The sequence below is a fragment of the Culturomica massiliensis genome (assembly GCF_900091655.1).
GTDB classification, from domain to species: domain Bacteria; phylum Bacteroidota; class Bacteroidia; order Bacteroidales; family Marinifilaceae; genus Culturomica; species Culturomica massiliensis.
This window is the reverse complement of sequence record NZ_LT594621.1, coordinates 299,993-326,855: the sequence shown is the minus strand read 5'-3', so window position 1 is coordinate 326,855 and position 26,863 is coordinate 299,993. Positions and strand designations below refer to the sequence as shown.

18 protein-coding genes and 1 tRNA gene are annotated in these 26,863 nt (G+C 43.1%); 10 read left to right on the top strand and 9 right to left on the bottom strand.

From position 1 onward, the window contains the following. Positions 1–6: 6 nt before the first annotated feature. From BN8908_RS02470 to BN8908_RS02445, 5 genes are all read left to right on the top strand, one after another. A complete protein-coding gene (locus tag BN8908_RS02470) occupies positions 7–2,436 on the top strand; it encodes an amino acid adenylation domain-containing protein (protein ID WP_068688801.1) in 2,430 nt (809 codons plus the stop codon). A 4-nt stretch (positions 2,437–2,440) separates the two neighbouring features. Next, entirely contained in the window at positions 2,441–3,316 is an 876-nt protein-coding gene (locus BN8908_RS02465; protein WP_068688800.1) for a hypothetical protein, read from the top strand. A gap of 226 nt (positions 3,317–3,542) precedes the next feature. Continuing rightward, a complete protein-coding gene (locus tag BN8908_RS02460; protein WP_068688793.1) occupies positions 3,543–5,396 on the top strand; it encodes a radical SAM/SPASM domain-containing protein in 1,854 nt (617 codons plus the stop codon). A 364-nt stretch (positions 5,397–5,760) separates the two neighbouring features. Continuing rightward, complete coding sequence (locus BN8908_RS02450) at positions 5,761–6,579, top strand: hypothetical protein (protein ID WP_147379467.1); 819 nt, start codon at positions 5,761–5,763, stop codon at positions 6,577–6,579. A 158-nt stretch (positions 6,580–6,737) separates the two neighbouring features. Beyond that, the gene (locus BN8908_RS02445; RefSeq protein ID WP_021986927.1) at positions 6,738–7,556 is read left to right on the top strand and encodes a WG repeat-containing protein; all 819 of its coding nucleotides are present in this window, start codon (positions 6,738–6,740) and stop codon (positions 7,554–7,556) included. A gap of 190 nt (positions 7,557–7,746) precedes the next feature. On the opposite strand, the gene BN8908_RS02440 is transcribed toward BN8908_RS02445, so the two are convergent. Further along, positions 7,747–7,820: transfer RNA gene (locus BN8908_RS02440), tRNA-Arg, on the bottom strand. A gap of 147 nt (positions 7,821–7,967) precedes the next feature. On the opposite strand from BN8908_RS02440, the gene BN8908_RS02435 reads away from it, so the two are divergent. Next, positions 7,968–9,254 (top strand): Na+/H+ antiporter NhaC family protein, encoded by a 1,287-nt coding sequence (locus BN8908_RS02435; protein ID WP_148453143.1) that lies wholly within the window; start codon positions 7,968–7,970, stop codon positions 9,252–9,254. Position 9,255: 1 nt separating this feature from the next. Here the strand turns inward: BN8908_RS02435 and BN8908_RS02430 are convergent, their stop codons facing one another. The 8 genes from BN8908_RS02430 to BN8908_RS02395 all read right to left on the bottom strand — a co-directional run bounded on the left by BN8908_RS02430 (position 9,256) and on the right by BN8908_RS02395 (position 23,164). Continuing rightward, positions 9,256–10,518, bottom strand: a complete 1,263-nt coding sequence (locus tag BN8908_RS02430; protein ID WP_068688785.1) for a TolC family protein — start codon at positions 10,516–10,518, stop codon at positions 9,256–9,258. Positions 10,519–10,591: 73 nt separating this feature from the next. Then, on the bottom strand, positions 10,592–13,651 hold the full coding sequence (locus BN8908_RS02425) for an efflux RND transporter permease subunit (RefSeq protein ID WP_068688783.1): 3,060 nt from the start codon (positions 13,649–13,651) through the stop codon (positions 10,592–10,594). 16 nt (positions 13,652–13,667) lie between these two features. Then, positions 13,668–14,750, bottom strand: a complete 1,083-nt coding sequence (locus tag BN8908_RS02420; protein ID WP_148453140.1) for an efflux RND transporter periplasmic adaptor subunit — start codon at positions 14,748–14,750, stop codon at positions 13,668–13,670. Positions 14,751–14,853: 103 nt separating this feature from the next. Beyond that, complete coding sequence (gene gldG / locus BN8908_RS02415; RefSeq protein ID WP_068688780.1) at positions 14,854–17,247, bottom strand: gliding motility-associated ABC transporter substrate-binding protein GldG; 2,394 nt, start codon at positions 17,245–17,247, stop codon at positions 14,854–14,856. 9 nt (positions 17,248–17,256) lie between these two features. After that, positions 17,257–18,036: a 3'-5' exonuclease gene (locus BN8908_RS02410; RefSeq protein ID WP_021986933.1), complete on the bottom strand. Its 780-nt coding sequence runs from the start codon at positions 18,034–18,036 to the stop codon at positions 17,257–17,259. Positions 18,037–18,217: 181 nt separating this feature from the next. Then, positions 18,218–19,342 carry a DNA polymerase III subunit beta gene (gene dnaN, locus BN8908_RS02405; protein WP_068688779.1) on the bottom strand — a complete coding sequence of 375 codons (1,125 nt, stop codon included), beginning with the start codon at positions 19,340–19,342 and terminating at the stop codon, positions 18,218–18,220. 90 nt (positions 19,343–19,432) lie between these two features. Next, positions 19,433–20,821 (bottom strand): aminopeptidase P family protein, encoded by a 1,389-nt coding sequence (locus tag BN8908_RS02400; protein WP_021986935.1) that lies wholly within the window; start codon positions 20,819–20,821, stop codon positions 19,433–19,435. A 276-nt stretch (positions 20,822–21,097) separates the two neighbouring features. Next, positions 21,098–23,164: an alpha-L-fucosidase gene (locus tag BN8908_RS02395; protein ID WP_068688778.1), complete on the bottom strand. Its 2,067-nt coding sequence runs from the start codon at positions 23,162–23,164 to the stop codon at positions 21,098–21,100. Between the two features lie 505 nt (positions 23,165–23,669). On the opposite strand from BN8908_RS02395, the gene mce reads away from it, so the two are divergent. The 4 genes from mce (at position 23,670) to BN8908_RS02375 (ending at position 26,635) form a co-directional block, all read left to right on the top strand. Continuing rightward, a complete protein-coding gene (gene mce / locus BN8908_RS02390; protein ID WP_021986937.1) occupies positions 23,670–24,074 on the top strand; it encodes a methylmalonyl-CoA epimerase in 405 nt (134 codons plus the stop codon). A gap of 114 nt (positions 24,075–24,188) precedes the next feature. Next, positions 24,189–25,748 carry an acyl-CoA carboxylase subunit beta gene (locus tag BN8908_RS02385; protein WP_021986938.1) on the top strand — a complete coding sequence of 520 codons (1,560 nt, stop codon included), beginning with the start codon at positions 24,189–24,191 and terminating at the stop codon, positions 25,746–25,748. 12 nt (positions 25,749–25,760) lie between these two features. Continuing rightward, positions 25,761–26,126 (top strand): OadG family protein, encoded by a 366-nt coding sequence (locus BN8908_RS02380; protein ID WP_068688777.1) that lies wholly within the window; start codon positions 25,761–25,763, stop codon positions 26,124–26,126. Between the two features lie 80 nt (positions 26,127–26,206). Continuing rightward, positions 26,207–26,635, top strand: coding sequence for a biotin/lipoyl-containing protein (locus BN8908_RS02375; RefSeq protein ID WP_021986939.1), 429 nt, complete (start codon positions 26,207–26,209; stop codon positions 26,633–26,635). Positions 26,636–26,863: the final 228 nt, after the last annotated feature.

Genomic DNA, 26,863 nt, shown 5'->3' with positions numbered 1-26,863 from the left:
AAACAGATGAAAAACAACATTCAAAGAATACTTTTTCAAACATTAACCGAACAAGGTAACAAAACAGCCCTCATCGCAAAAGACGGTGTCATTTCTTATCGCCAACTGGACAGTTATTCAGCCGGAATCGCACAGTATCTCAAAGAAAACTTAGCCATACCGGAAGATACGGAATTCCGGAAGATACGCATCGGAATCTGTATGAGCAGAAACAGTACATTGATTCCTTCCATCCTGGCTATCTTCCGGTTGGGCGCGACTTATATTCCGTTAGATCCGGAACTCCCGGAAAAACGCAAACAATATATAGCTGAAAACGCAGGCCTGTCTCTTTTATTGACAGATTCATCGGATAAAACGAAGGAAATTCCCGGTATCCGGCAGCTTTCCGTCGATTTATCGCAAATCCCGCAAAATTGTACCTGCGGATATATACAGACCCGGCCCGACGACTGTGCATACATCATCTATACTTCCGGAACAACCGGAAATCCCAAAGGCGTTCAGATCAGCTATATGAATTTAAGCACCTTTACAGAAAATCTGACGGCCCTGGAAATACATGGCCTAAACCCCGCTACCGACCGATACCTGGCTTTTGCCAGCGTCGGTTTTGATGTCTCCATACTGGAACTGATGCTTTGCCTGCCCACCGGAGGCACGCTGGTTCTCGCAAGCCAGGAAGAGCGAAAGGACATATCCCTATTGACCGAACTGATTAAAAGGGAAAAAGTGAACGTAGCTGCCCTCCCCCCCTCCCTCCTAACCCTGTTTCCCCACCTCGACTTCCCTTCTCTCGAAATATTACTTTTCGGAGGAGAAGCCATCAGCGAAAAGCTACTCGACCGGTTGAAACAGCAATCTTATACCCTGATACACATGTACGGTCCGACTGAAAATACCGTCGCGAGTACGACACGAATTGTAAATGCCCATACCCCCTACGACAACATCGGTTATCCATTGAAAGGAATTACTTGTTACGTACTGGATGAAGAGCGAAAACAAGTCTCCTGTCACATCACGGGAGAACTCTATCTGGGTGGATTACAGGTTTCTCCCGGATACATCGGAAACGAAGAAATAAATGAAAAAGCCTTTATCCTGTACCACGGGGAACGGTTGTACAAAACGGGCGACCTGGTACAAAGGATGCCCGACGGTTCGTTACGCTTTATCGGACGAAAAGACTCCCAAGTCAAAATCAGAGGATTCCGGATCGAACTGAATGAAATTATGGAACATCTGAACAAAGATCCGGAAATAGAGAAGTCTTACGTTACAGTCATCGAACAGAACGGCCGTCAACTATTGGGTGCCTACCTGCAACCGGCAGACAAACATAACTTCCGCCTGGAAGAGGTAAAAGAACGATTACGGGCTGAACTCCCTCAATATATGATTCCCAACCAATGGCAAACAGTAGACTGTTTCCGGCGCAACATCAACGATAAAATAGATACCCGTAGCCTTCCACCTTTTACCCTTACAGCCCAGGAGTATATACCGCCGGTTCATTCCGGAGAAAAGATATTATGCAATATTCTGAAAAACATGCTGGGTATTCCGGAAATCAGTGTTGAAGTGAACCTCATCAATGATTTAGGACTGACCTCACTGGATATTCTGAAGCTCGTCGCCGAAGCCAATGAGCAAGGGTGTCCGGTCACTGTAGCGGCCGTTTATACCGCCGGAACAGTACGCGGGCTACTGACAGCTTCAAGGCAATGCCCCATCTATTGGTATAAACAACAACGCCCCGACAAACCGGTTATCATTCTGGTATGCGGAGCAGCCTACTTCAACCACCTCTATTTTCAGTTTGCAGACCGCCTGTATTCTCAATATGATCTTTTAGTCATCGACGCCATATACGATCATTTCCCGAAAGTAGCAACCGACACCCAAGGTTTACTGGACTATTATGTCCGGACCGTACAACCCTTGATCCAAGGACGTATAGTTTATGCGCTTACAGGCTTTTGTATGGGTGGTGAACTGGCCGTCGGACTGGCAGAAATGCTGCGCCGGTCAGCCGGGATAAATCCCAAAGTCTTTTCCCTGGACGGACAAGCCTGGCAAAATCCTGCTTTGAGTCAAAATTATCCGTTACTGATATTCCCGGGAGACTCCGAAGAAATGATCCGCCGACGGAATGAAATCACAAACACATACCTCCGAACCACGCCCAATCTCATATACCAAGGAGAAGTCGTCGTGATTTTATCCGGACTGTTTCACCAACAAGCCGGAATATCTCCCGACGAGCCCTGGACAGAAGAAAATTACCGGATATTTAAAGAAGAATACGACAATTGCGAAAAGCTATGGAACAAATACTACCCGGATGCTCCTGTTTTCCGCCTACCGACAGACCATTGGAACTTTTTCAAAGACGAATCCCTGGAACAATTACTAACTTTCTTTATCTCATAAAATAATGCAAACCGATAATTTTACAATAGGACGGAAAGAACTTCTCGTCCTATTGGTATTGACACTGCTTCTTCCTTTTCCCATCAACTGGGCCCTGGTAAAAATGAATCCATTGACCTTAATGGCAGGTGCTGACGACGTCCCGACCTGGATCAACTTCGGAGGCAGCTATATCGGCGGTATTATGGGCGGTATTATATCAATTCTCATTCTGAACAAAACGCTGCAACAAACGGGAGTTCTCCACCACGACCTGAAAATACTGCAACTCGACACCATCGTCTATACCCAGCAACAAGAGTGGCTGACCGGCTTTAAACAGGAGATGGCAGAAAACCTGAAAGCCATCGATCTATACGTACTGAACACCGTCGTCTCTTCCATCACTATGAAAAACTATACCTATGCCAAAGAAATACTGACAGAGATCAACAAAAATCTGGAATACCAAATGGTAACCGCCTCCTTCTACTTCACCACCTCTCAATTATCCCCGGAAGAACAAAAATACATGGATCTTGTCCGGCAGGTGCAAACAGAATACAGTTCTTTTATCAAAGACATTCTGTATTACATCCCTTTGGCAGAAACCTTATCTTCCCGTAAAAAACTTACCTACGACAGCCTGATGGACTATACCCTTTCCCAATACGATTATCTGCAGGAAAATACCGGTGCATCCTCCGGTCCGAAAATCGTTATTCCGCAAGTCATGGAAATCGCCCCCACCGACAACATCAGCCGCGAACTCGAACGGATCATGGAAGAACGCCTCACCGAACGCACCCACCTTTACCACCTGAAATCCGCCCTCGCCCAAACCACCCACCACCTCATCCTCTACGAAGAAAAACGCATCAACGCCATCCTCTATAAATAATTTATGAGAAATAATATTTAAACTTAAAACCAAATATATAATCAGATTTTTTTACAAATATTAATCAACTATTCGCTATTTATATTATTTTTGAAAAACATTTAGTTAAAACATTTGTACACCATCATATTCACACTGTAAAATTAATATTTATAAAATCAAAATTGAAAATAAAAATTAAGGAGGTCGACTATATACAATATTTTCTATAATTACTACATATCAAATGAAAAATATCGATTATAAATTCTATATATCAACCGTTATTGGTTTAATAGGGATACTAACGACTCTACCTCAATATACACAATGGATTTTATTTTTTTGGGGGGCTGTATTGCTATTCTGTATTTCCATTACAATCATATGTGTAAAAAATTGGTATAGGATTACTTATTTCCTTCGGATAAATAATATAAAAGGGATTGTAGGATATTACCAGAAACGTTCAAGATTCGACTGGAGCAAATTCTATAACCAATTCAAACAGCCCAAAGAAGTTATCTTTATGGGACAAGCATTAAGTAAAGCATTTTCAGAAAAGCAGATACAATTATTTACCCAATGGTGTAACAAGGGCACTGATTTCAAAATACTACTCTTATCTCCTTCAAACCCCTATTCCCAACAATTGAAATCAGTCAGCGAGGGTATGGAAGAAGCTCCATCGGATTTGCAACCACAATCTATTTTAAGTAAAAAAATATACAAAACTATTGAAGATATCGAAACGAAATTTATCAACCAAATCAAAGGTGAGAAAAGCAAAAAGCCATACTTAAGGTTCTCTACTGTCGATTTACCGTTTTCATTCGTAATGATAGATGGAACTATGATTGTCACTTTATATATGGCAACACAGGCCGAAGCTGATACTTTACCGACATTTACCATTAAAGGCAGTTGGAGTCCTTCATTTAGAGAATTCAAAAAAGAATTCGATAACATCTGGGAAAAACATACAGTTGTCTCGCCTTATAAGGATATTGTTTTGATAAATAATCTGAAATACTGGAAAGACTATCTAACCCTAAAAAAAAGTTACTATAACAATTCCAATATCGACATCAATAAACAAGCACCTAAGCAAGCTATAATCTTCACAACCTATAAATGCAGTAATTCATGTTCATTTTGTATGTTCAAAGAAAAAAGAGATAATATAGCTGTCTCTGCAAATGATTTTAAAAATATTTTAAATCAATTAATCGCATGTAACATAAATAATATCGAACTTTCAGGTGGCGGAGAACCCCTTGAAGCCGATGAAATTAGAGGTATTCTTGATATTATAATGGAAGTCAGAAAAAAATCACCACTCGTAAAGTTCGGTCTTATCACTAATGGACTTCAAATTGAAAGTCTGCTGAAAGATTATGACCTTCTTTATATATTTAACGATTACATCCGAATAAGCAGACTGAACGAAGACGATATCGATGAAAAAAATAATACTTTCAAAGCAAAATATAACACATGGCTCAAAGGTGTCAATTTGCTATATGAAAAAAAACAAAACAATTTCGCAAAGTATAAAAATACAAAAATCGGAATTAAATATCTTTTGAGTTCCACAAACAAAGATTCGTTCGTAAAAACAGTAAATGGTGATATTCATACATTTTTAGATAAAGTCGATCATATAAGATTCAGAAGTGAACGCACTGTAGCTTCCGATGTTATATTTCCTATAGAACAAGAAATATATCAGTCTTTAAGAAATGCAGAAAAAATAAAATCAAGTTTTAAAGACAAAGTGGCCATGTCTTTACCAAATGTATATTATCCCCATAATTTTAAATGTTGGATATCTCCGATGCATGTAATAATTGATCCTAAAGGAGATATCTATATATGCTGTAATTATTTAACAGATTCAAGCAAATCGAAAATTGGGAATATACTAAACACTTCCTTTAAGGCAATCTGGGAAAGTGACGATCATGTAAAAGCCCGACATAATCTAAACAAAGATATGTGTAGTTGTAACACCTATTGTTCGAATTGCAGATACGCAGAATTACAATTCGGATTCGAACATATCATATCTACCCTAGATTATAATTACACAGAAAAATAGAAATTACAGTATCTAAAGTTTAAAACCATAAAAATAGGCGACTATATACCATTTTACAGTATAACACCATTTACAGACGTATTCTATTCATATACCAATGAGAATTGCGTTATCATCGGTACATGGGTAAATTCTAAAAATCCTTTCATATCGAAACACTAGCGAAGATAGGACAAAACAAAAGCTCTGCCGAAAGGGAGATTCTAACTTTGCGACTTTCTTAAAACAACAAAAAAACGAACAATCGTTACAATTTTTTGATTTTTTACAGATATATTTATTTTATTTGTTGAAAAATAGACAAAAGAGCTGTAAAAAGAAAATCAAAAGTAAAAACAATTGCGTCACTTTAATAATTTCGATTATGAAAACAACAAAGATTTTTGTCTCAGTACTTCTGGGAGTAATGTCTTTAGCCATGTGTTCGTGTAATTCGCCCGAATATCGTCCAACAGATGGAAAGTGTTCCTTCATCATCAAAAAAATTGATGGGAAGCGTCAATGGGGAATGGTCAGTTCTGGAAGTGGACAGGAATACATTCCTTGTCAATATGACAGCATTTTTTCTGCCTATGGTCATCCTTATCATATCGATGAACTGTTTATCGCCGTAAAAGACGGAAAAATGTATGCTTGGACATATCGTGGAAAACAGTTATTAAATGGCAGAGGTTTCACCTCTCTGGTTTCCAGCAAATATGATGACAGATTGCATAATAGCAGCGTATACGGGGGAGGTTTGTTCAATGAAGCTCAAACCGATGAGGGAATAATGTTCTTTCATTTACCTTTGGGAGAAATAAAATGGGTAGAATTTGGTCCGGCAGAGTCTGTTTTTTGGGGATCTGAAACAATTCTTAGTAAAAAGGACGGTAAATGGGGAATATTATGGGGAGAAAAAAGTGAAAAGTATCTTTCACCGATTACACCATATATATACGATGCTGTTATTAGCGTGGCGGAAATTTATTTCTGGGTAAAAAAAGATGGCAAATGGTCAGCTATTGACAGAAATAATAAACCGATACGCAAATCATTTTCTCTTTTGAATAAGTACCAAAAGCTTCCCAATTTAGATTTTGATCAACTTATTCAGGCAAAGCGCGATGTAAAAGATGCTAAATTATCTATTCAAGAAGCCTCATATATTGAGGTTAGCGATTCTAAATATACGGCTTGGTAATGCGGTGCGAATCTTTGTAACCAAAACAGTTTTCCCTCTTCGAAGCGAAACCTGTTGGGTTTTTAAAGGTTTATATTTAGTTGTTGAAAATAGACAAAAACGGTAGTAAAGAGAAAATCAAAAGTAAAAACAATTGCGTCACCTTAATAATTTCGATTATGAAAACAACAAAGATTTTTGTCTCAGTACTTCTGGGAATAATGTCTTTAGCCTTGAGTTCGTGCAATTCTCCTGAATATCGTCCAACCGATGGAAACTGTTCCTTCATCATTAAGAAAATTGATGGGAAGCGTCAATGGGGGATAGTTCATAAAAGTGGCAAGACGGAATATATCCCTTGTCAATACGACAGTATCTTCTCAGCCTATAATTCCCCGTATTATATCAAAGATTTATTTATCGGAGTCAAAAACGGTAAAATGTATGCTCTTGATACTTGGCGGGGAGAACTTTTGGGGGGCAGAGGTTTCACATCTTTGGTTTCCAGTAAGCAAAAAGCACCTCATAATAAAAGTGTATCCGGCGGAGGCCCTTTGTTTGAAGAGGCCAAAACCGATGAAGGAATAATGTTTTTTTATTTGCCGACAGGGACAAAATGGGTAGAATTCGGACCGGCCGAGGCTGTTCTTTGGGGTGGTACAATTCTCAGTAAAAAAAATGGCAAATGGGGAATATTATGGGGAAAAGACAGCAAAAAATATCTTTCACCGATTACACCATATATATATGATGCGGTCATAAGTGTAAGAGGGCAATACTTCTGGGTTAAAAAGGACGGCAAATGGTCTGCAATTGATTTAGACGGTAAGCCGGTGCGAAAATCTCAATCGCTGTTGAACAAATATTTGAGCATGCCATCCATGGATAATGAAGAATATCAAAGGAAAGAAAGGTCTGCCTTATTTAGAAAAATAAGTATACAGGAAGCATCATATATTTCTGTTTCGTGGACTGAGGCGGATTACATCTCCTGGTAGTCTGAATAAAATCTTTACAACCAAGCAGAAGGCTGAAAACTAATCATCTGTCTTTATTGTGCGTATAAGCGGCTCTAACCAGCCGCTTATTTTGTTATCCCGTTGCGCATTGGTTGCGCAAATTAACAAAATACACCTTGAAAATAAAGCCCAAAATACTGATTTATAGTATTTTGGGCTTTCTGTTACGTGATCCAGGCGGGATTCGAACCCACGACCTACGGCTTAGAAGGCCGTTGCTCTATCCAGCTGAGCTACTGGACCAACACTTTTACGGTTTGGCGGTGCAAATATAGTTGATTTTCGGACGAATACAAACTTTTGTTTCAGTTTTTTTGCAAACTACAGCATATCAGGATTTTATTTTACGGGGAGAATATGTATTTTTGCAGCTTCAATCAAAAAAACAGCATGGAACATCCTGTAAAAGCTAATTTCTGGGCATTGAGTCCTTTGTTTATATTTCTCGGCGTGTACTTGGTTACCTCATTGATTGTCAATGATTTTTACAAGGTACCTATTACGGTGGCCTTTGTCATTTCTTCGGTGGTGGCCATACTGATGACGAGAAGGGAAAAATTAAGCGACCGGATTGCCCGCTTTTCCGGTGGAGCGTCGGATAAAAACATCATGCTGATGATCTGGATTTTTATCCTGGCGGGAGCATTCGCACAGTCGGCCAAAGCAATGGGTGCCATTGAAGCCACCGTCAATCTGGCATTGCATATCCTCCCGGACAATCTGCTACTGGCCGGTATTTTTATCGCCGCCTGTTTTATTTCCCTTGCCGTAGGCACCTCGGTCGGGACCATCGTAGCCCTAACACCGGTAGCCGTCGGGATTGCAGAAAAGACAGGAGTGGAATTACCGTTTATGGTAGCCATTGTGGTAGGCGGCGCTTTTTTCGGCGACAACCTTTCCTTTATTTCGGACACCACCATTGCTGCGACGAAAACCCAGGGATGCCGGATGAAGGATAAATTCAAAGTCAACAGCATGATCGTCGTACCTGCGGCTGTGCTCGTTCTGCTTTTCTATATTATTGAAGGGGTACAGGTACAGGCTCCGGCACAAATCGCAGAGATCGAATGGGTAAAGGTTATTCCTTACATTGCCGTGCTGGGAACGGCTCTGGCGGGTATTAACGTCATGCTGGTACTGTTGCTGGGAATCGGTATTACGGGATTGATCGGGCTTTGTACTTCGGGCTTCGATCTGTTCGGTTATTTCGGAGCTATGGGAACCGGTATCACCGGCATGGGAGAACTGATCGTTATCACTCTGCTGGCAGGCGGAATGCTGGAAATGATCCGGTACAACGGAGGTATTGCCTACATTATCGAACGCCTTACCCGACATGTAAGTTCCAAACGGTTCGCCGAATTGAGTATTGCAGGACTGGTATGTCTGGCCAACTTATGCACGGCCAACAATACAATCGCCATTATTACAACGGGACCGATAGCCCGTAATATTGCCGAACGTTTTCATATCGACCGCCGGAAATCGGCCAGTATTCTGGATACATTCTCCTGTTTTATCCAGGGCATCATCCCCTACGGCGCCCAAATGCTGATTGCCGCCGAACTGGCCGACCTATCGCCCCTGGCTATTATACGCTATCTGTATTATCCGGTGCTTATCGGTATTTTCGGACTTTTGGCTATCGCTTTCAGATACCCGAGACATTATTCCTGAATCAGAATCCGCTCAAAGCCCTTTCGTATTCAGCCAATGCCACTTTATACTGATAATAAGCGGACACGACATTCGTATAAGCCTGCAGCCAGGTTACCTGTGCCGAAAGCACATCGATAACCGGCAGTTTTCCTTCGTTATAGCTAAACGTATTCAATACCAGATTGTCGTGGGCGATATCCAGAGAAGAAGAAACAATCGCTACTTTTTTCAGGGATTCGGTCAGATTCACCCAGGCATTGTTCAGTTCAAGGCTGATCTGATCGGACAACTTACTTCTTTCCAGCTCTTTCATCTGTTCCTGTACCTCACTGACCCGCACATCCTGCCGCCTCTTGCCCCAATAAAACACCGGAATATTCAAATTGGCAAAAGCAATGGTGGAAAAACGCTTATCTCCGTCGATATTGATCAAGGTCGTTCCCCATTTTTCTTTTATACCGACAGCCAGATTCGGTAAATAACTTGCTTTCATCAAACGGGTCTGTACCCGGGCCAGTTCAATATCCTGTTCCGCCATCAGGTAATCGGGACGCTTTTTCAGGGCTACATCCACCTCCTGACGCAACGGAAGCGCCGAGATATGCTGTATCGAATCAGCCAGCCCTGTATCCGTATCGGCAGCAATTCCCATCATGATATTCAAGGTCTGCAACGAGGTCCGGTAATTGGTGGCACTCGTATTCAATTGCACTTCCGCTTCTTTCAAACGCGACTGCACCATCAGTACATCCGTTTTACTGATAGCGCCTTCCGTAAAGCGCTTACCCACGACATCGAACAATTCGCTGACAATATTTACAAACCGGTCAGCGATATCGTACAGGTTCCGGTTCGCCACTACCGTCCAATAATTGACATCGGCCGCATACAAGATATTGTCTACGGTATATTCCTCTCCCAGGCGGGCTATTGCCTCCTGCAAACGGGCGGCCTCGTATTGCTTGCGGACGGCACTTCCCGCATAGATATTCTGTACCAATCCGGCCTCGGCACTGTAATTATCGTGTTTCAGGTCGGTACCCGACATAAAGGTTACATTCTCAATCTGGTAGGAATAACTGCCGGTGATATCGACCTTCGGGAAGAAACCGGTCTTTACGCTTTTCAGTGCGTATATCGCCGCATTAACGGCTTCCTGCGACTGCTTTATCTCCTGATTATAGTCAAGTACTCTCTGCCGGTATTGCTGTAATGTCAGAGATTGTGCCCGGCTGCTGGCACTCAGGCACAATAATAATCCGATCCATAATATATTTTTCATACTGATTTTTATTTAAGTCTGCCGCCCCTGTTTATATTTTTACATACTCTTTACACAATATGCTTCAAAGATGTTAAGATGTACCTACATCATTTTTTTCACTTGCCGATATTCTATATATCAAACTATAGGTAACCGGCAATACAATAATCGTCAGCAAGCTGGCTACCAGCAAACCGCCCATAATACCTGCCGCCATACCACCGAACATCGCATCGAACAGCAGCGGCAGCATACCGAGAATGGTTGTTCCCGAAGCCATGGCCACCGGGACAATTCTGGACTTGGTAGCCTGTATAACCGCATCCAGAGGCGTCAGGCCGTTTGCCTGCTCGATACCGATCTGATCTACCAGTACAATTGCATTCTTAATATTCATTCCCACCAGGCCGAGCAGACCGAGCAAGGCAAAAAAGTCGAACATCCGCCCCAGCAACAGCAAGCCGAAAACCACGCCGATAAAAATCAGCGGCACCATCAACAGGATGACCACCGGTTTGCGGTAGGTCCGGAAAAGCAATAATAAAACGATAAACATCAGAATAAAAGTCAGAGGCATATTGGCTGCCAAAGCTTGATTGGACTCCACCTGGCTCTCATCTTCCCCGAAAAATTTCATGGTGTATCCCTGCGGGATCTCTATGTTTTGCATTTCCGACCACAATTGCTGAAAAGCCTGTTTGGTATTGGCCCCCCGCTTGGGATCACACTGTGCCATCATAACCCGGTCGCGGTTATAGCGTTTAATAACATTGTAGTTATAATTCAAATCGAAACGATCAATAACCTGTGCCAGTGGAACGACATTTCCGGTTGCAGAGAATACCGGCAAAGTACGCATATTATCCAGATTACCGGCATCGAAATTCTCTTCTTTCAATAAAATAGGCATAAACAAATCTTTCTCCCGGTAATCTCCCAGCGGTAAACCATTGGTCGCAATTTTCAAAGCATAGGCGACAGCCTGACGGGTTATCCCCAGGCGCTGCCCTCTTTCCTGCGAATACACCGGTTCCCAAACCGGAACTTTATTACCCCAGCTATTACGGATATCGGTCACCCTATCATTTTGCCGCATAATGCCCATAGCCTGTTCTGTCAATGCTTTCAGCGTATCCATATTCTCTCCGATAAAACCGATCTCAATGGCGGCTTCTACAGCGGGAGACAGTTTGAACAAAGAAGAACGAATGAGCAGATTGGGATAATTATGCCGGACATAAGTATTCAGGCGTTCTTCCATCACTACTGTGTAAGATTTGTCTTTTAATTCTATCAGTATGTTACCGAAATTCGGCTTCGGTCCGAAAGAGGTACTCGCCAGATAATAACGCAGCGGAGAACCGCCGATCGTCGTCGACACATTCACGACTTCTTCCTGTTGCATCAGATACTGTTCGATATCCGTAAGCATTTTTTCCGACTCCCGGATGCTATAACCTTCAGGCAAAAAACAATCGGCCCGAAAATAGGGTTTGTCCATATTCGGAAAAAAATTCTGCGGCATCAATCCCATGATGATCATGGACACGACAAAAAGACAAACGACGACGATCACCGTTACGATTTTAAAACGGATAAGTTTTCGTAACACCCGGGCAAAACCGTTGTAAAAACGGGTATCATAAGGGTCTTTTCCCCCGGTATCTGCTTGTTTTTTTAAAATAAAACTCCCGAACAACGGGGTCTGGGTCAACGCCAGTATCCAACTCAAACCCAACGATACAGCCAGCACCACAAACAAAGGTTTGACGATTTCCGCTACGGCCGAAGGTGCCAGATACAAGGGCAGGAAAGAAAAAACGGCAATCAGGGTAGCCCCCAGCAATCCCCATTGGGGAATCGTTGCTCCCCGTATCAAAGCTTCCCGGCGTCCGATACCCCGGCGAATCGCTATCTGGGCATTGTCCGTCACTACGATAGCATTATCGACCAGCATCCCCATGGCAATGATAAATGCTGCCAGTGAAGTACGGTTTAGCCCGACTCCCATAAATTGCATGATCAACAAGGTACCGCCGATCGAAAATAAAAGGGAAGAACCGATCAGCATCCCAGCCCGGGCTCCCATTACCAGCAAGATGATAAAAATCACAATTGCCAGCGATTCCGCCAGATTAAGTAAAAAACCGTTATTGGCTTCCCGGGCTATCTGATCTTCCGGATACAAGGTTACCAGGTCAATGCCGACGGGCATTAAAGGCAGCAATTGCTGCAACTTCTCCCTCACCGATTCCCCGGTTTTAACCACGTCTTTCTCCGGTGCCGTAGCGACACCGATTCCGATCGCCCTTTTTCCATTTACCCGCATCAGACTTCCCGGCGGATCCATATAACCTTTTTCGATAACGGTTATATCTCCCAAACGAATTTGCCGTCCGTTGTCCGTTACCACCAATTGATTGCGGATATCGTCGAGCGTTTTATAAGTCCCTTCTGCCAATATTTTCAACTCCAGATAACCGGCCCTTTTTTCCCCGGTATTTATCAACGAGTTTTGGGATTTTATCGTCTGCATCACCCCGTTCAGATCGAGTCCGGAATTGGCCAGTTTAGACATGGATATAAACATATTCACCACCTCCGTTTGCTCACCGTAAAGGGCCACTTTCTGTACCCCGTCCACTGTTACCAGTTCGGTTTTTATCCGCTGTCCCCACTCTCTTAAATCGTGGTATGAAAAACCTTCCGAAGCAGTCAGACCGAAATAAATTCCAAAAACGTCACCGAAGTCGTCCGATACGGTAACTCCGGAAGCCCCCTGCGGCAATTGGGGCTGGATATTAAGTACTTTCCGCCTCAGCTCATCCCACATTTGGGGCATCTCACCGGGAGGCGTCGCCGGGTCGAGTTCGATATTGATCTTCGACATCCCGTAAAACGATTCCGACTTGATCTTATATACCCGCCGCATCGACTGTATCTCCCGCTCGATAGGCTCGGTAATCAGTTGCTCGACTTCCTGCGGTGTTGCTCCCGGGTACCGGGTAATCAATACCGCCGATTTTATTACAAAAGGGGAATCCTCTTTTTTACCCAGGGATTCGAACGCCAATATTCCTCCGATCATCAATATCGCCAGGAAAAAATAAATGACCTTCGGATTGTCCAATGAATATTTCGGAATATTCATACACTTCAATTTATAATCAAAAAACCGTTAATTCTGTTGTCAGTACATCCACTTTCTGCCCTTCTGTAATAAAATTCATCCCGTCCACCACGATAACATCTCCATCCTGTAAACCTTTTGTAATTAACACATTATCACTACCGAACAAGGAACCGATTGTAACCGGCAATGCGGTTACAGTGGAATTTTCCGGGTGATAACGCCAAACTGCTGTCCGTTCGGTCAGTGGATCCATAAACACGGCACTCAACGGAACGACATAATGATCCGCTATCCGATTATCCGTCCTCAGATTTACCCGGACAGAAAAACCGGGATAAACGGGATATTTCGTCTTATCAAAAAGGGAATCATCGAGAATCAGTCTGACCGGAATCCCTGCTCCTCCCGGCGAGGCATCCACAAATTCCTGCACCCGGGCCTGAAAGCGCAGTCCCCGGTAAATATCAAATTCAACAGTCACCTGCATCTGCTCACGGGTAAGCCCGACACTCGTCTCGGGCAAAACAAACCACACCGTCAGCTGATCCGGATTGACCAATCTCACAATTCGTTCCCCCGGTTGTACTTTCTGGTAATTTTCAACATATTTTTGTTCGATAAAGCCATCGAAAGGGGCATACAAACGAGTATCTGACAACGCTTTTTCCGAAGCCCGGTATGCCGAACGGGATTGTATATAGCCGGCCTCCGACATCTCGAATTCCTGCTGCGAAATCGCCTGCATTTCCAATAATCTCCTGTCTCTTTCCAAACGGGAACGGGCCGTAATATAAGCGGCTTTATTGCCGTCATTCTGCAACTGATAATCGGTAGGATCAATCGCCGCCAACAGAGTTCCTTTTCTCACCGTCTCTCCGGCATCGATATTCATCTCCACCAAAGGACCGCCGACTTTAAAAGCCAGATCACTGAATTCTTCAGCCGCCACAATTCCGGTATATACTTTATCTAAAGCACCAGGCAAAGCGACGGTCCGGACCCGGACAGGACGTACGATATCCTGATAGGATTTGCCTTCATTACGGCTACAAGCCGGCAGTAGATACAACAAGGCAATAAAATACAAGAGTTTCATAGCGGGTAGTGTGATTTTCATCGTATAAAACCGTTCCCGGTAAAACCGGATTCAGATCGTATAATGTTACCACCTTATACGCCCGCTACCATAAAATAGTTTGAAAAATAGAAAAGAAAAGTTTTCAGATACGCCCGTATTTTCGTTTCCTGACGAACCAGAAAATACCCCCACCCATCAGTACCAAACCGAGAGGCAGCAATAAATTCAACATCTCCCAATAGGTACGTTCCCCCTTTAAACGGGTTTTATCCAAAAGATAGAGAGAAAGGTTACGTCCCCGCAGAGCCATCCACCCTTCATCGTCACAAAGGGTATTGATGCAATTCAATATAAAATCACGGTTACCGTATACGCGGCCACTGTATTCGTCATAGCCCAACGGAATTGTACGGGCATTCTCCCCCGTCCCGTATACCTTATTTCGCAAAACATCAGCATCGGCAATTACAATCATCCGGTTATAACCGCTTTCCGGCTTAAATTCAGCTTTTACGGCATCTCCGAACCGCCGTCCATAACGGTATACGGATTCGAAACCGCCTTCCAGCATCACGGCGACGGGCAGATAGCGCTTATTGAACCGATCCTCCGTCATCTTTTCTTCCGTGATGGACAAGGACACCGGACAGGGTGTTTTCATTGCAGCAGCATAGCGGGAAGAGGCAAGCAACACACTTTTTTTCAACCCTTCTTTTCCGCCTACCGTGTCTATCGTATTGGCATAATCGACACGTACCGGCTGTATACCGGCAGTCACCGCATTTCTTTGGGGTATCAGCAAAGGAGAAAAATACCAGGGAGCCGGACTATATTCCGGCGTATTCCCATGCATACCCGTCACTACAGGCACCAACACACAATTCCCATCCAGTAAAATGTCGGGATTGATCCGCACCCCGTATTTAAACAGCATATCCTCAATATGGAGAGGCCGGTACACGGCATAAGTCGTTTCCTGCTCTTTCAATACATCGTGATTAACATCCACCTCATCGATACACCACAATATACGCCCACCATTCATCACATACTGATCCAGGATGTATTTATCTTTCTCCGGAAATTCCTTTGTCGGTCCGGCAATAATCAATGCCCGGTAATACGATAAATCGGCAGCCAGGGTATCGGGACTCACAAAGTCGACCCGGTAGTAATAAGCCAATGTCCGTGCTATATCCTCAACCTCCTTATAAGGTAATTCCCCGTGACCGGTCAGGAAGGCCACGGCTTTTTTCTCTTTACGTGTCACCAGACGCAAGGCCTTGGTCAATTCATATTCCAAAGCTTCGATAGAATGGTTGATATTCTCTTCTGCCGCATATCCCGGAACGTTTTGCAACAAACTGAGACTGACTTCCGTCGAATCGTCATACACCAGCAAACCGGGAAAGATAAATTGCTGGGAAAGGGTCTCGTCCTCCGTCGTCCGGCTGAGGTTTACCGGCATAATCCCCCGTTCGGCAAGATAACGAACCAGTTGTTTCTGTTCTTCCTTATCCTGTATCTCTGCCGGATTCGTCACCGAATAGCGCAGTTTATTCCCCGTAATACGCCGGAATTCTTCCAGCATACGGGTCGTAGCGTATTGTAACTTCTGCATGCCGGGAGGCAGATTTCCTGCCAGAAAAATATCCACACCGATCCCCCGGTCTAAATTTTTGAGCAGTTGACGGGTATTTTCAGACAAGGTATAACGTTTATCGTCTGTAATATCGGCCCGTATATACAGATGAACAGCGGCTACATTCAGCAACAGCAATGCCGGTAGTACATAAACCGCTTTCCATTTTCGGGCACCGTGATATTTCCGTACCGTAAGCCATATAAAAAAAGCAATGACAGTCAGAAAATAGGTAACGTCTTCCAACGCAATTACCCCCCGGGACATCGGTTCATAATGGTAATTTACACCCAGTTTCAATATAAAGTTCTGAAATTCGGACAATGCGGGTAAATCACTCAGAAAATCGAATCCGGACAACAATAGGAAGGACAATACCAATCCGTATAAAAAAGCCACGATTTGGTTTTCCGTTACCGAAGAAGCCCATACGCTCGCAGCAACATACATACCGGACAAAAACACAAGGCCGATATAGGACCCCATAATTCCACCGACGTCGATATGTCCTTCCGGCTGTGCCAAGAACCACAAACTGAGCGGATATATCAGGGTCGGCAATATTGAAAACAAGACCAGTAAAAAGCCGGATAAATATTTAGCGGTTACAATCCGGAGAACGGAAACCGGACGGGTAAGCAATAATTCCAGCGTACCCGTTCTTTTTTCCTCTGCAAACAAACGCATACAGAGTACGGGTACCAGAAACAAATACAATACGGGAGCCAGTGAAAAGAAAGGTTGAAGATCGGCCAGGCCGCTTCCGGGAATGTTGTACATTCCGGGAATTACCCAAAGAAACAAACCGTTCGCTACCAGGAAAAAACACAATACGACATACCCCGACAACGAGGCAAAAAAACCCTTTAACTCCTTCCGTATAAGCTCACGCATAATTTTTTATCAGTGGTTCAGCATTCCTGCACTACGCAACTTGATTTCCGTCAAAATTTTCTTGGTATACAAAGGAAAATCACTGTTCAGCATCCACGCATAATAGCCCGGTTGTTCCTTCAACACCTGTTCCACCGGGATACCTTTATTTTTACCGAAATTGAAAACTTCCACCCCCTTATCATTGTATACGATAAATCCGGCAAAATCGGCATTGTTGTTCTGTGTCGAAAATTTACTTAAAAATTCAACATTATTTTCCAATTTCTCGTTATAACGATCCAATTGGGCTTTCAACACCTCATAAGTAGCAAAGGTATCGGCAGCAGCCGTATGTGCATCTTCCAGACACTTGTCACAATAAAACCGGTAAGCAGCGGACAATGTCCGTTGCTCCATTTTATGAAAAATCGTCTGAACGTCTACAAATTTCCGTTTCCGCATATCAAAATCCAATCCCACACGCAAAAATTCCTCTGCCAACAAAGGAATATCGAAGCGATTGGAGTTGTATCCCCCCAGATCACATCCTTCGATATAGCGAGCCAATTCCTTAGCTATTTGCTTAAAAGTAGGGCAATCTTTCACATCTTCGTTCGTAATGCCATGTACCGCAGTTGCCTCTGCCGGGATAGGTATTTCCGGATTCACCCGCATGGTCTTTTGCTCTTCTTTTCCGTTCGGATAAACTTTAAGTACGGAAATCTCAACAATCCGGTCTTTGGCTATATTAATACCCGTTGTCTCTAAATCGAAAAATACAAGAGGATTGGCTAAATTCAATTCCATAATATCAATTATTCAGAAGATTACAAACATATTCCCTCTTCCGGTTACCATCTGCAAATCCGGATTCCCAACCGGAGTGGCCTCTGCTTTCCGGTTATGCATTCAAATCAGGAATATTTATAAGAGTCGTCCGGTCTCCCAAACGACTCTTTCTGTTTATTCAAAAATAAATTCCTTTTTATCAAACCATCATCGGCATCAACAGCATCAGCAAATCTTCCCCGCTATCTTCATTTTCGAAGGGCAGGAACAAGCCGGGCCGGGTAGGATCGGACAATTCCAAAACAACATTTTCCGATTCTATATTGGCCAGAATTTCCTGTACAAAAGGAGATTTAAAGCCAATAGCAATCTCTTCTCCGTCATACTGGCAACTCAAAGTTTCATGACCGGACATGGAATAATCGACATCCTGGGCGGAAATCGTCAGTTTACCGCCTGACAAATCGAATTTCACCAGATTACTGGCCTGATTAGCCATCACAGATACCCGACGCAAAGAATTGTATAATTCTTTTTTCTCGATAATTACTTTCTTCGGATTATTCTGCGGGATGACCGAATTATAGTTCGGGAAACGTCCTTCAACCAAGGTAGAGGTCATTCGGTAGTCTCCGAATATAAAACAAGCCATTTTTTCATTGAAGGAAATCTGCAAGGCAGCATCATCTTTGGGCAGAATATTTTTCAGCATCAAAGCCGGCTTTTTCGGCAATATCAATGAGTACTGTCCGTTTTCGCTCTTGGCATCGAAACGTTTATATCTGACAAGTTTATGAGCATCGGAAGCTACGAAGGTAAAATTATCTTCATTCATTTCGATCAGAATGCAATTCATCACCGGACGCAAATCGTCATTAGCCGTTGCAAAAATCGATTTTACGATACCGTCAAGCATCAGGCCGCATTTGGTTTCGAATGTGGTATTTTCTCCTTCCGGGGCTCCCTGTATCGGATAATCTTCAGCACTTTCCCCCCGCACGGAAAACTCCCCTTTTTCCGAAATGATTCTCACTTCATTCGTTGTTTCGTCGATATCGAATGTCAGAGGTTGCTCCGGAAATTCCTTCAACATATCCAGCAATATCTTTGCCGGAATAGTCATACGTCCTTCCTGTTCCAGACTTTCCAATTCGATTTTCGCTTCCATGGTCGTCTCCTTGTCGGAAGCCGTCGCATATAAAACACCGTCAGCAGCAACCAACAGGATATTATCCAAAATCGGCTGCACCGGTTTTCCACCGATTACTTTACTCACTGCCTGCAAACGGGTAAGCATTGTATTACTTGATACAACAAATTTCATATGTTATATTTTATGTATTAGTATTATCCTTTAAAATAAACGCCTAAATTAATGCTTTTTTTTCTCCCTTTGAAATTTTCAGGATTTTTTTTAGCCCATAATTTCTTCAACTTCTTCGACGGTGATAGGCGTTCTCCGGTCTCCGAGTACACGGCAACCGTCTTCCGTAATCAAAACATCGTCCTCCAGGCGAATTCCTCCGAAATCTTTATAAGTTTCGATCTTATCATAATTCAGGAAATCCTTGTGTAAACCTTTTTCCTTCCATTGATCGATCAAAGCGGGGATAAAATAGCATCCCGGTTCGTCTGTTATAACAAATCCCGGCTGTAATGTTCTGCCCATACGCAAAGAAGACGTTCCGAATTGTTTGACCGGGCGGGTTATCTCATCATACCCGACATAAATCTGCCCCAAATCTTCCATATCATGTACATCCAAACCCATCATATGTCCCAAGCCGTGAGGCATAAACAAGGCATGCGCACCGGCAGCAACAGCGGCATCCACATCTCCCTTCATCAGTCCCAGATCTTTCAGTCCCTGTGCCAACACCTTACATACTTCAAGATGCACCGACAAATAAGTGACTCCCGGACGGGACAACTCCAACGCCCGCTGATTACTGTTAACGACAATATTGTATACATCCTTTTGGCGGGCACTGAATTTACCGTCCACAGGTACGGTACGGGTAAAATCGGAACAATAATTCATGTTGTTTTCCGCTCCCGCATCAGTCAGCATCATCCGGCCTTTCTGTAATATCTGGCTATGGTCATGGTTGTGCAACGTTTCTCCGTTTTGGGAAAGAATCACCGGAAAAGAAACCATACTTCCGTATGAATTGGCAATACCTTCGATCAAACCGGCAATATACTGCTCCTTAACTCCCGAACGGCAATTCCGCATGGCAGTTGTATGCATTTCATAACCGATATTACATGCTTTCGTTATTTCATCGATTTCGCACTGCTCCTTGACAGAACGCAGAGCAACAACAGCTTCGATCAATTCGAGCGATGCATAAGTTTTCAGCAACGAATGATGGATTCCGAGCAAATCTTCCAGCATCTGCATATTCCGGTACCGGTAAGGAGGCAAAAAATGGATTTTCCGCCCCTGTGCAATCGCTTCTCTCAACATATCTGCCAGCTTGGCAAAAGGCCGGGTATTGGAAATGCCGACGGCTGCCCCCAACTCTTTTACCTTTGGTTGCGGTCCCATCCAGATGATATCATCCATATCCACATCGTTGCCGAACAAGTAATCCTTATCGTTATCTACATCCAATACACCTGCGAATCCCGGCATATTCAAACCGAAGAAATACAAAAATGAACTATCCTGACGGAATCTGTAGGTATTGTCCGGATAATTGGCAGGAGCTTCCCCATTACCCAATATTAATATCAAACCTTCCCATACCCTCTCCCGTAACTCTTTTCTTCTCTTTTTATAAACATTTGCTTCAAACATGGCTTTATATTTTTAAGTTAATTATTTTCCGAAAACTGAAATCGGAACCGACCTGTAAACTCACCGGCATTCTGAAAACAACAATCCTTTCTATACCTTTTATAATCTACAATCCAATTCTATAATCCCCAATTTATAATCGTAAATCTAAAATCTAAAATCTAAAATCTAAAATCGTAAATCATAAATCGTAAATCATAAATCGTCCTCCTTCTTTCTACTTTCACTTTACAAATCCGCTAAAGGAGTACTAAGATAAACAATAAAAAATAATGTTTACAATTTTATCCGTAAATTATTCAGGCGCATGGCCGAATTCTTTGCCGGGGTATCGGCAGCCCTGACCCGGCAACGATGCCAGTTTTCAGAACCGAGCGGATAAGACGGTAAAGACAACTCATATGTATTCAATACTCCGACAGGCAAAATACTGTAACAAGATTTTTTTCTAAAACGGTTATACACCTTCAGCAACAATTGGTTTCTTCCTTTTTCCAACGGCAACAGGACAAGCTCGGTATCGCCAGTCGCCTTACGGGGAGAGATATGAGCCGTCAGGCAGTTGCCGTTCAAATAAACCTGTATACCGTCCCCACTCCCGATTTCAACCGGGACGACCTGTTTTTTATCCGACTCAATTTCCTGCAATACAAGGATGGAACTACGTTCCCGGGCCGTTTTTTCATATCGTTTACCGTAAACAAAACCGGGGATATGCGCCCATCCGTCAGCAGTATCTATGGGTACACCGATCTGCTGCCGGCTCCCGAACACACTTCCCGAAGGTTTACTGTAGACATTTCCCCACTTTACTCCTTTTACGCTCCGCTTCTCCGCCAATTTTCCTCCCTCGAGCAAAATCTCCCGTTCCTGTCCGTCAATTCCGACCCGTATTTTCCGGCCGGCTTCCTGACCTGTATAGTAAATCAAAGGACGGACATCCGTTTTACGGCTTTTAAAAACCCAGTTATAAGCAATTATACTTTGAAAACCGGTGTAATAATCGATACTGGAATAAGCATACTCCGGAAAGGCATGCAAAGGCATCAGTTCCCGTTCCCCGGCATAAGGAGATAACGGTTCGATTTGCCAGCCGCTTTCAAGTTCCAGACAAATGACCTCTAACGGACTGTCGGAAGGTCTGTGTCCTTGTCCGTAAAGTCGCCACTCACCTTTTTCGCGGGCAAACGCAACGTCACCCCCTCCGATACGAAAAGCCGATACGATATTTCCCCGCAACCCGTTCAAACAAACACTGTTCAAAGCCACCGAAGGATCAACAAACAGATACATCCGGTTTCCTTTCACCGTTATATCTTGCCAGGCATATTGATCTTCAAAAGGATTCGGCTGTGTTCCATAGATCCCTTCCCCGTATTTTTTCAACCATTTCCCCATCTTCTCCAATACATCCTTTTCAAAAGGTACGACACTTCCGTCTCCTTCCGGACCGATATTGAGCAGATAATTCCCACCGCGGCTCACCACCTTTACCAAACTCCGGATTTTTTCATCTGCCTTCTTTCCGGGCTCTCCTCTTTCCTGCCAGGAACGGTATCCCCAGGTCTCCTCAAAGAACGAAGCAGCAGTCTGCCAAGGCACTCCGATCTTATAATCCGGATATTCATTATCCGCCATCACGCTAAAATCACTGCAATCGTTCCCCAAGCGTCCGCTAATCATACAATCGGGTTGCAAGGAATCCACCAAATCATAAAGCCCCCGGCTTTGCTCCGGCGTAAGAGAGCCCATATCGAACCAAATTTCCGAAATTTTTCCGTATCCCGTCATAATCTCCGTCACCTGTTTCCGGTTAAAAGCATAATGTTCCGGCGTCAGCGGATCAGCATTGTGGCTGGATATCGGATAAGCCTGCGGGAAATGCCAGTCGATCAGCGAAAAGTAAACGCCGAAACGCATCCCTTGCCGACAGCAAGCCTCGGCCAATTCTTTCATGACATCCCGGGCAAAAGGGGTCGCATCGACAATATTGTAATCAGTATACCGGCTATGGTACATACAAAAACCGTCGTGGTGTTTGGAAGTAAAAACAATCGATTTCATCCCGGCTTTTTTAGCCAGTGCGACAACACTGTCGGCATTCCAATGCAACGGTATAAAACGATTTGCCACAGCCGCATACCAATCTCCGAAGATTCCGGCATGTGCCTGAATTTGTTCACTATACCCTCTGGTCACAGGCTGTCCGTCCCACACACCTCCCAATTCGGAATACAGTCCCCAATGAATAAACATGGAAAATTTCTGATTCATCCATACTGAATCCGGTTTATTTGCATAAACCCCGGAAGTGAATAACAATAAAATAATCAGTAATCTCATAGTTGTATAAATATTTCATCCGCAAAATTACAATTCAAAAATTTTCCCTGCTGCTTCCTGCATTTATCCGGCTATAAAAGTAATAATAAAAATTTGAAGATGTAAAAACAGAAAAATATGGGAACGGGAAATTAAAAAAGTAATGTACCGGCGGTGAAACCGGATAAAATTGTATACCTAAAATCAAAAATCGCAGATCATGAAAAATCTACATTTAAATTTTAAATTTGGTACACGAACACCTTTCAGCAGAACAATTTAAAACTATAAATCCAACCTCTGAAATTAAAATCATTACCGTTTCCCGAAAAAAAAGAAAAATTTAAAAATATCTGTTCTTTTTTTTTTGGTAATCGCAAGAACAATCAGTAATTTTGGTCACAAATTGCAGGTAAAACGTTTCCGATTCTTCTTGAATGCGCGAGGTAAAATATGTTATACAGCATAATTATTTGAAAATCAAATACATTAAAATAAAATTTATTTATTCATTAAATTTATTATCATGACGCCGACTCATATTGAACACATTGGCATTGCAGTTGCAAGCTTGGATGAAGCCATTCCCTTTTACGAAAAAGTATTGGGATTGAAATGCTATGCCATCGAAGAAGTCAAAGACCAAAAAGTAAAAACAGCCTTCTTTCAGGTAGGCCAAACCAAGATCGAATTGCTGGAATCTACAGATCCGGAAGGCCCGATCGGTAAATTTGTAGAAAAGAACGGTGGTGGCATGCATCACATTGCTTTTGCAGTTGAAGATGTTGCACAAGCATTAAACGACGCTGCAGAAGCCGGTTGCCAATTGATCGACAAAGCACCGCGTGGTGGTGCTGAAGGTTTGAAAATCGGCTTTTTACACCCGAAATCCACAAACCGGGTATTAACAGAACTTTGCGGTAAAAAATAATTATAAAATCTGAAAATTTAAAAATGTAAAAACATGAAAATGAGACCACTTATACAGCGGATGTCATTTTCATGTCTTTACATTTTTAAACGATCACATTAAATACTATTTATGATGACAAATCAAGATAAAGTAAAAAAACTGATTGATCTTCGCGCGACAGCGAAATTAGGCGGTGGTGAAAAGAGAATTGAGTCACAGCACAAAAAAGGCAAGCAAACTGCCCGCGAAAGAATCGAAATGTTATTGGATGAAGGTAGTTTCGAAGAATTCGACATGTTTGTAACTCATCGTTGCAATAACTTCGATATGGCGAAAACCAAATTCTTAGGCGACGGTGTCGTAACCGGTCAGGGTACAATCGACGGCCGCCTGGTTTTCGTATTTGCACAGGATTTCACCGTATTCGGAGGTGCTTTGTCGGAAACACTGGCACAAAAAATCTGTAAGGTAATGGATAAAGCTATGATTGCCGGTGCTCCGGTAATCGGATTGAACGATTCCGGTGGTGCCCGTATTCAGGAAGGTGTAACTTCATTAGCCGGTTATGCCGAAATTTTCGAACGTAATATTCTGGCTTCCGGTGTAATTCCTCAGATTTCCGCTATTTTCGGACCTTGTGCCGGCGGTGCCGTATATTCTCCGGCATTGACCGACTTTATCCTGATGACTGACGACACATCCTATATGTTTGTTACCGGCCCGAAAGTTGTCAAAACGGTAACGGGTGAAGACATCAGCACGGAAGACCTGGGTGGTGCCAGCGTACATTCTACCAAATCAGGCGTTGCTCATTTCCGCGTAGAAAACGAAGAAGAAGGTATTATGATTATCCGGAAACTGTTGTCTTATCTGCCTTCCAACAACCTGGAAGACGCTCCGATTATTGACTGCAATGATCCGATCGATCGTTTGGAAGACACCTTGAATTCCATTATTCCGGACAATCCGAACCAGCCGTACGATATGCTGCATGTAATCGAAGCCATCGTAGACAACGGTGAATTCCTCGAAGTACACCGCAATTTCGCTAAAAATATCATCGTAGGCTTCTGCCGTATGGGCGGTATTCCGGTAGGTGTAATCGCCAACCAACCTAATTTCCTGGCAGGAGTTCTCGATATACAGGCATCGCGTAAAGCAGCCCGTTTCGTACGTTTCTGCGACTGTTTCAATATTCCGATTCTGACCCTGGTCGACGTTCCGGGATTCTTGCCGGGTAGCGGTCAGGAATACGGCGGTATCATCATTCACGGTGCTAAACTGTTGTTTGCTTACGGTGAAGCTACTGTACCGAAAGTTACCGTAACCTTACGTAAATCATACGGTGGAGCACACGACGTGATGTCCTGCAAACAGTTACGCGGAGATGCCAACTATGCATGGCCTTCTGCCCAGATCGCCGTTATGGGAGCATCCGGAGCTATTGAAGTACTGTACGGTAAAGAAGTAAGCGCAATTGAAAATGCAGAAGAAAAAGCTAAATTCATTCAGGAAAAAGTAGATGCTTATGACGAAGCATTTGCCAACCCTTATCAGGCTGCTTCTTACGGCTATATCGACGATGTTATCGAACCGCGCAACACCCGTTTCCGTGTGATCCGTGCATTCGAAAGCCTACGTACCAAAAAAGTCGTCAATCCGCCTAAGAAACATAGTAACATACCTTTATAAAAATAAAAGCATATGATAAATTTAATCACGCTCTCTGCAGATGTGATCAGGGAAGCCGGTGGATTCACAATTTCTATCGTAAGTATATTCGTGGTATTTATTTCTCTCGGAGTGCTGGTGTTCATCTTTATGTCTATTCCGAAATTACTGGAATTAAACATCAGGAAAAAACTGAAAAAATCCGGTGTACCGGAAGAGCAAACGAATATCAACGTGGAGGGAGATGTAAATGCGGCTATTGCTTTGGGATTACATATGTATTTCAATGAATTACATGATGAAGAAAGCAATATCATCACCATACATACCGCACAGAAGCAATACTCCCCCTGGAGTTCTAAAATCTACGGTGTACAAAATCAACCTGTAAGAAAGTAATAACGACAAACGATGAATGAGCATAAATAGAAAACAATCGTTTTTTCTGCTCGTTCGAAGTTTTTGACAAACAAAAAACGATGAAAAAATATAAGTTTAAAATAAACGGCCAGACTTACGAAGTAGAAGTAGGCGAATTCGACGGAACCAACGCAACAGTTTCTGTTAACGGTACTCCCTATCAAGTAGAAATGCAGGGAGAAGAGAAAAAAGCAAAAACTCCGGTACTTGCACGTAAACCTGTGGTTAACAAACCGGGAGAAGGAGAAATCAAGAAGACTGAAAGTAGCGGTGCTTCTTACAAAATCAACTCTCCGCTGCCCGGAACGATCAAAAAAGTCAATATTACGGTCGGTTCTGCTGTCAAAGCCGGTGATTGTGTTATGATCATGGAAGCGATGAAGATGGATAATAACGTTATAGCAGAAAAAGGCGGTACGGTACAGGCCATCAAAGTAAAAGAAGGAGATGCCGTTCTCCAGGGCGATACATTAGTAGAAATAGCATAATTACACTGTATATGAACAAATTTATTTTCATTATGCTATCTTTTCTGTTTGTGGCCTTAAGCGGAAATTTCTGCCTGGCATCGAACGGAGGTAGTTTAAAAGAACAACTCGTCCATGGAAAATGGATGAACAAAGCTGACGGTTACATACCGAAGGCGATCCGCGCGGCGGATTTAAAACCCGATCAAAAAGAGCGGAAAGTTGCCCGCTACAAAGTTTACAGTTTCA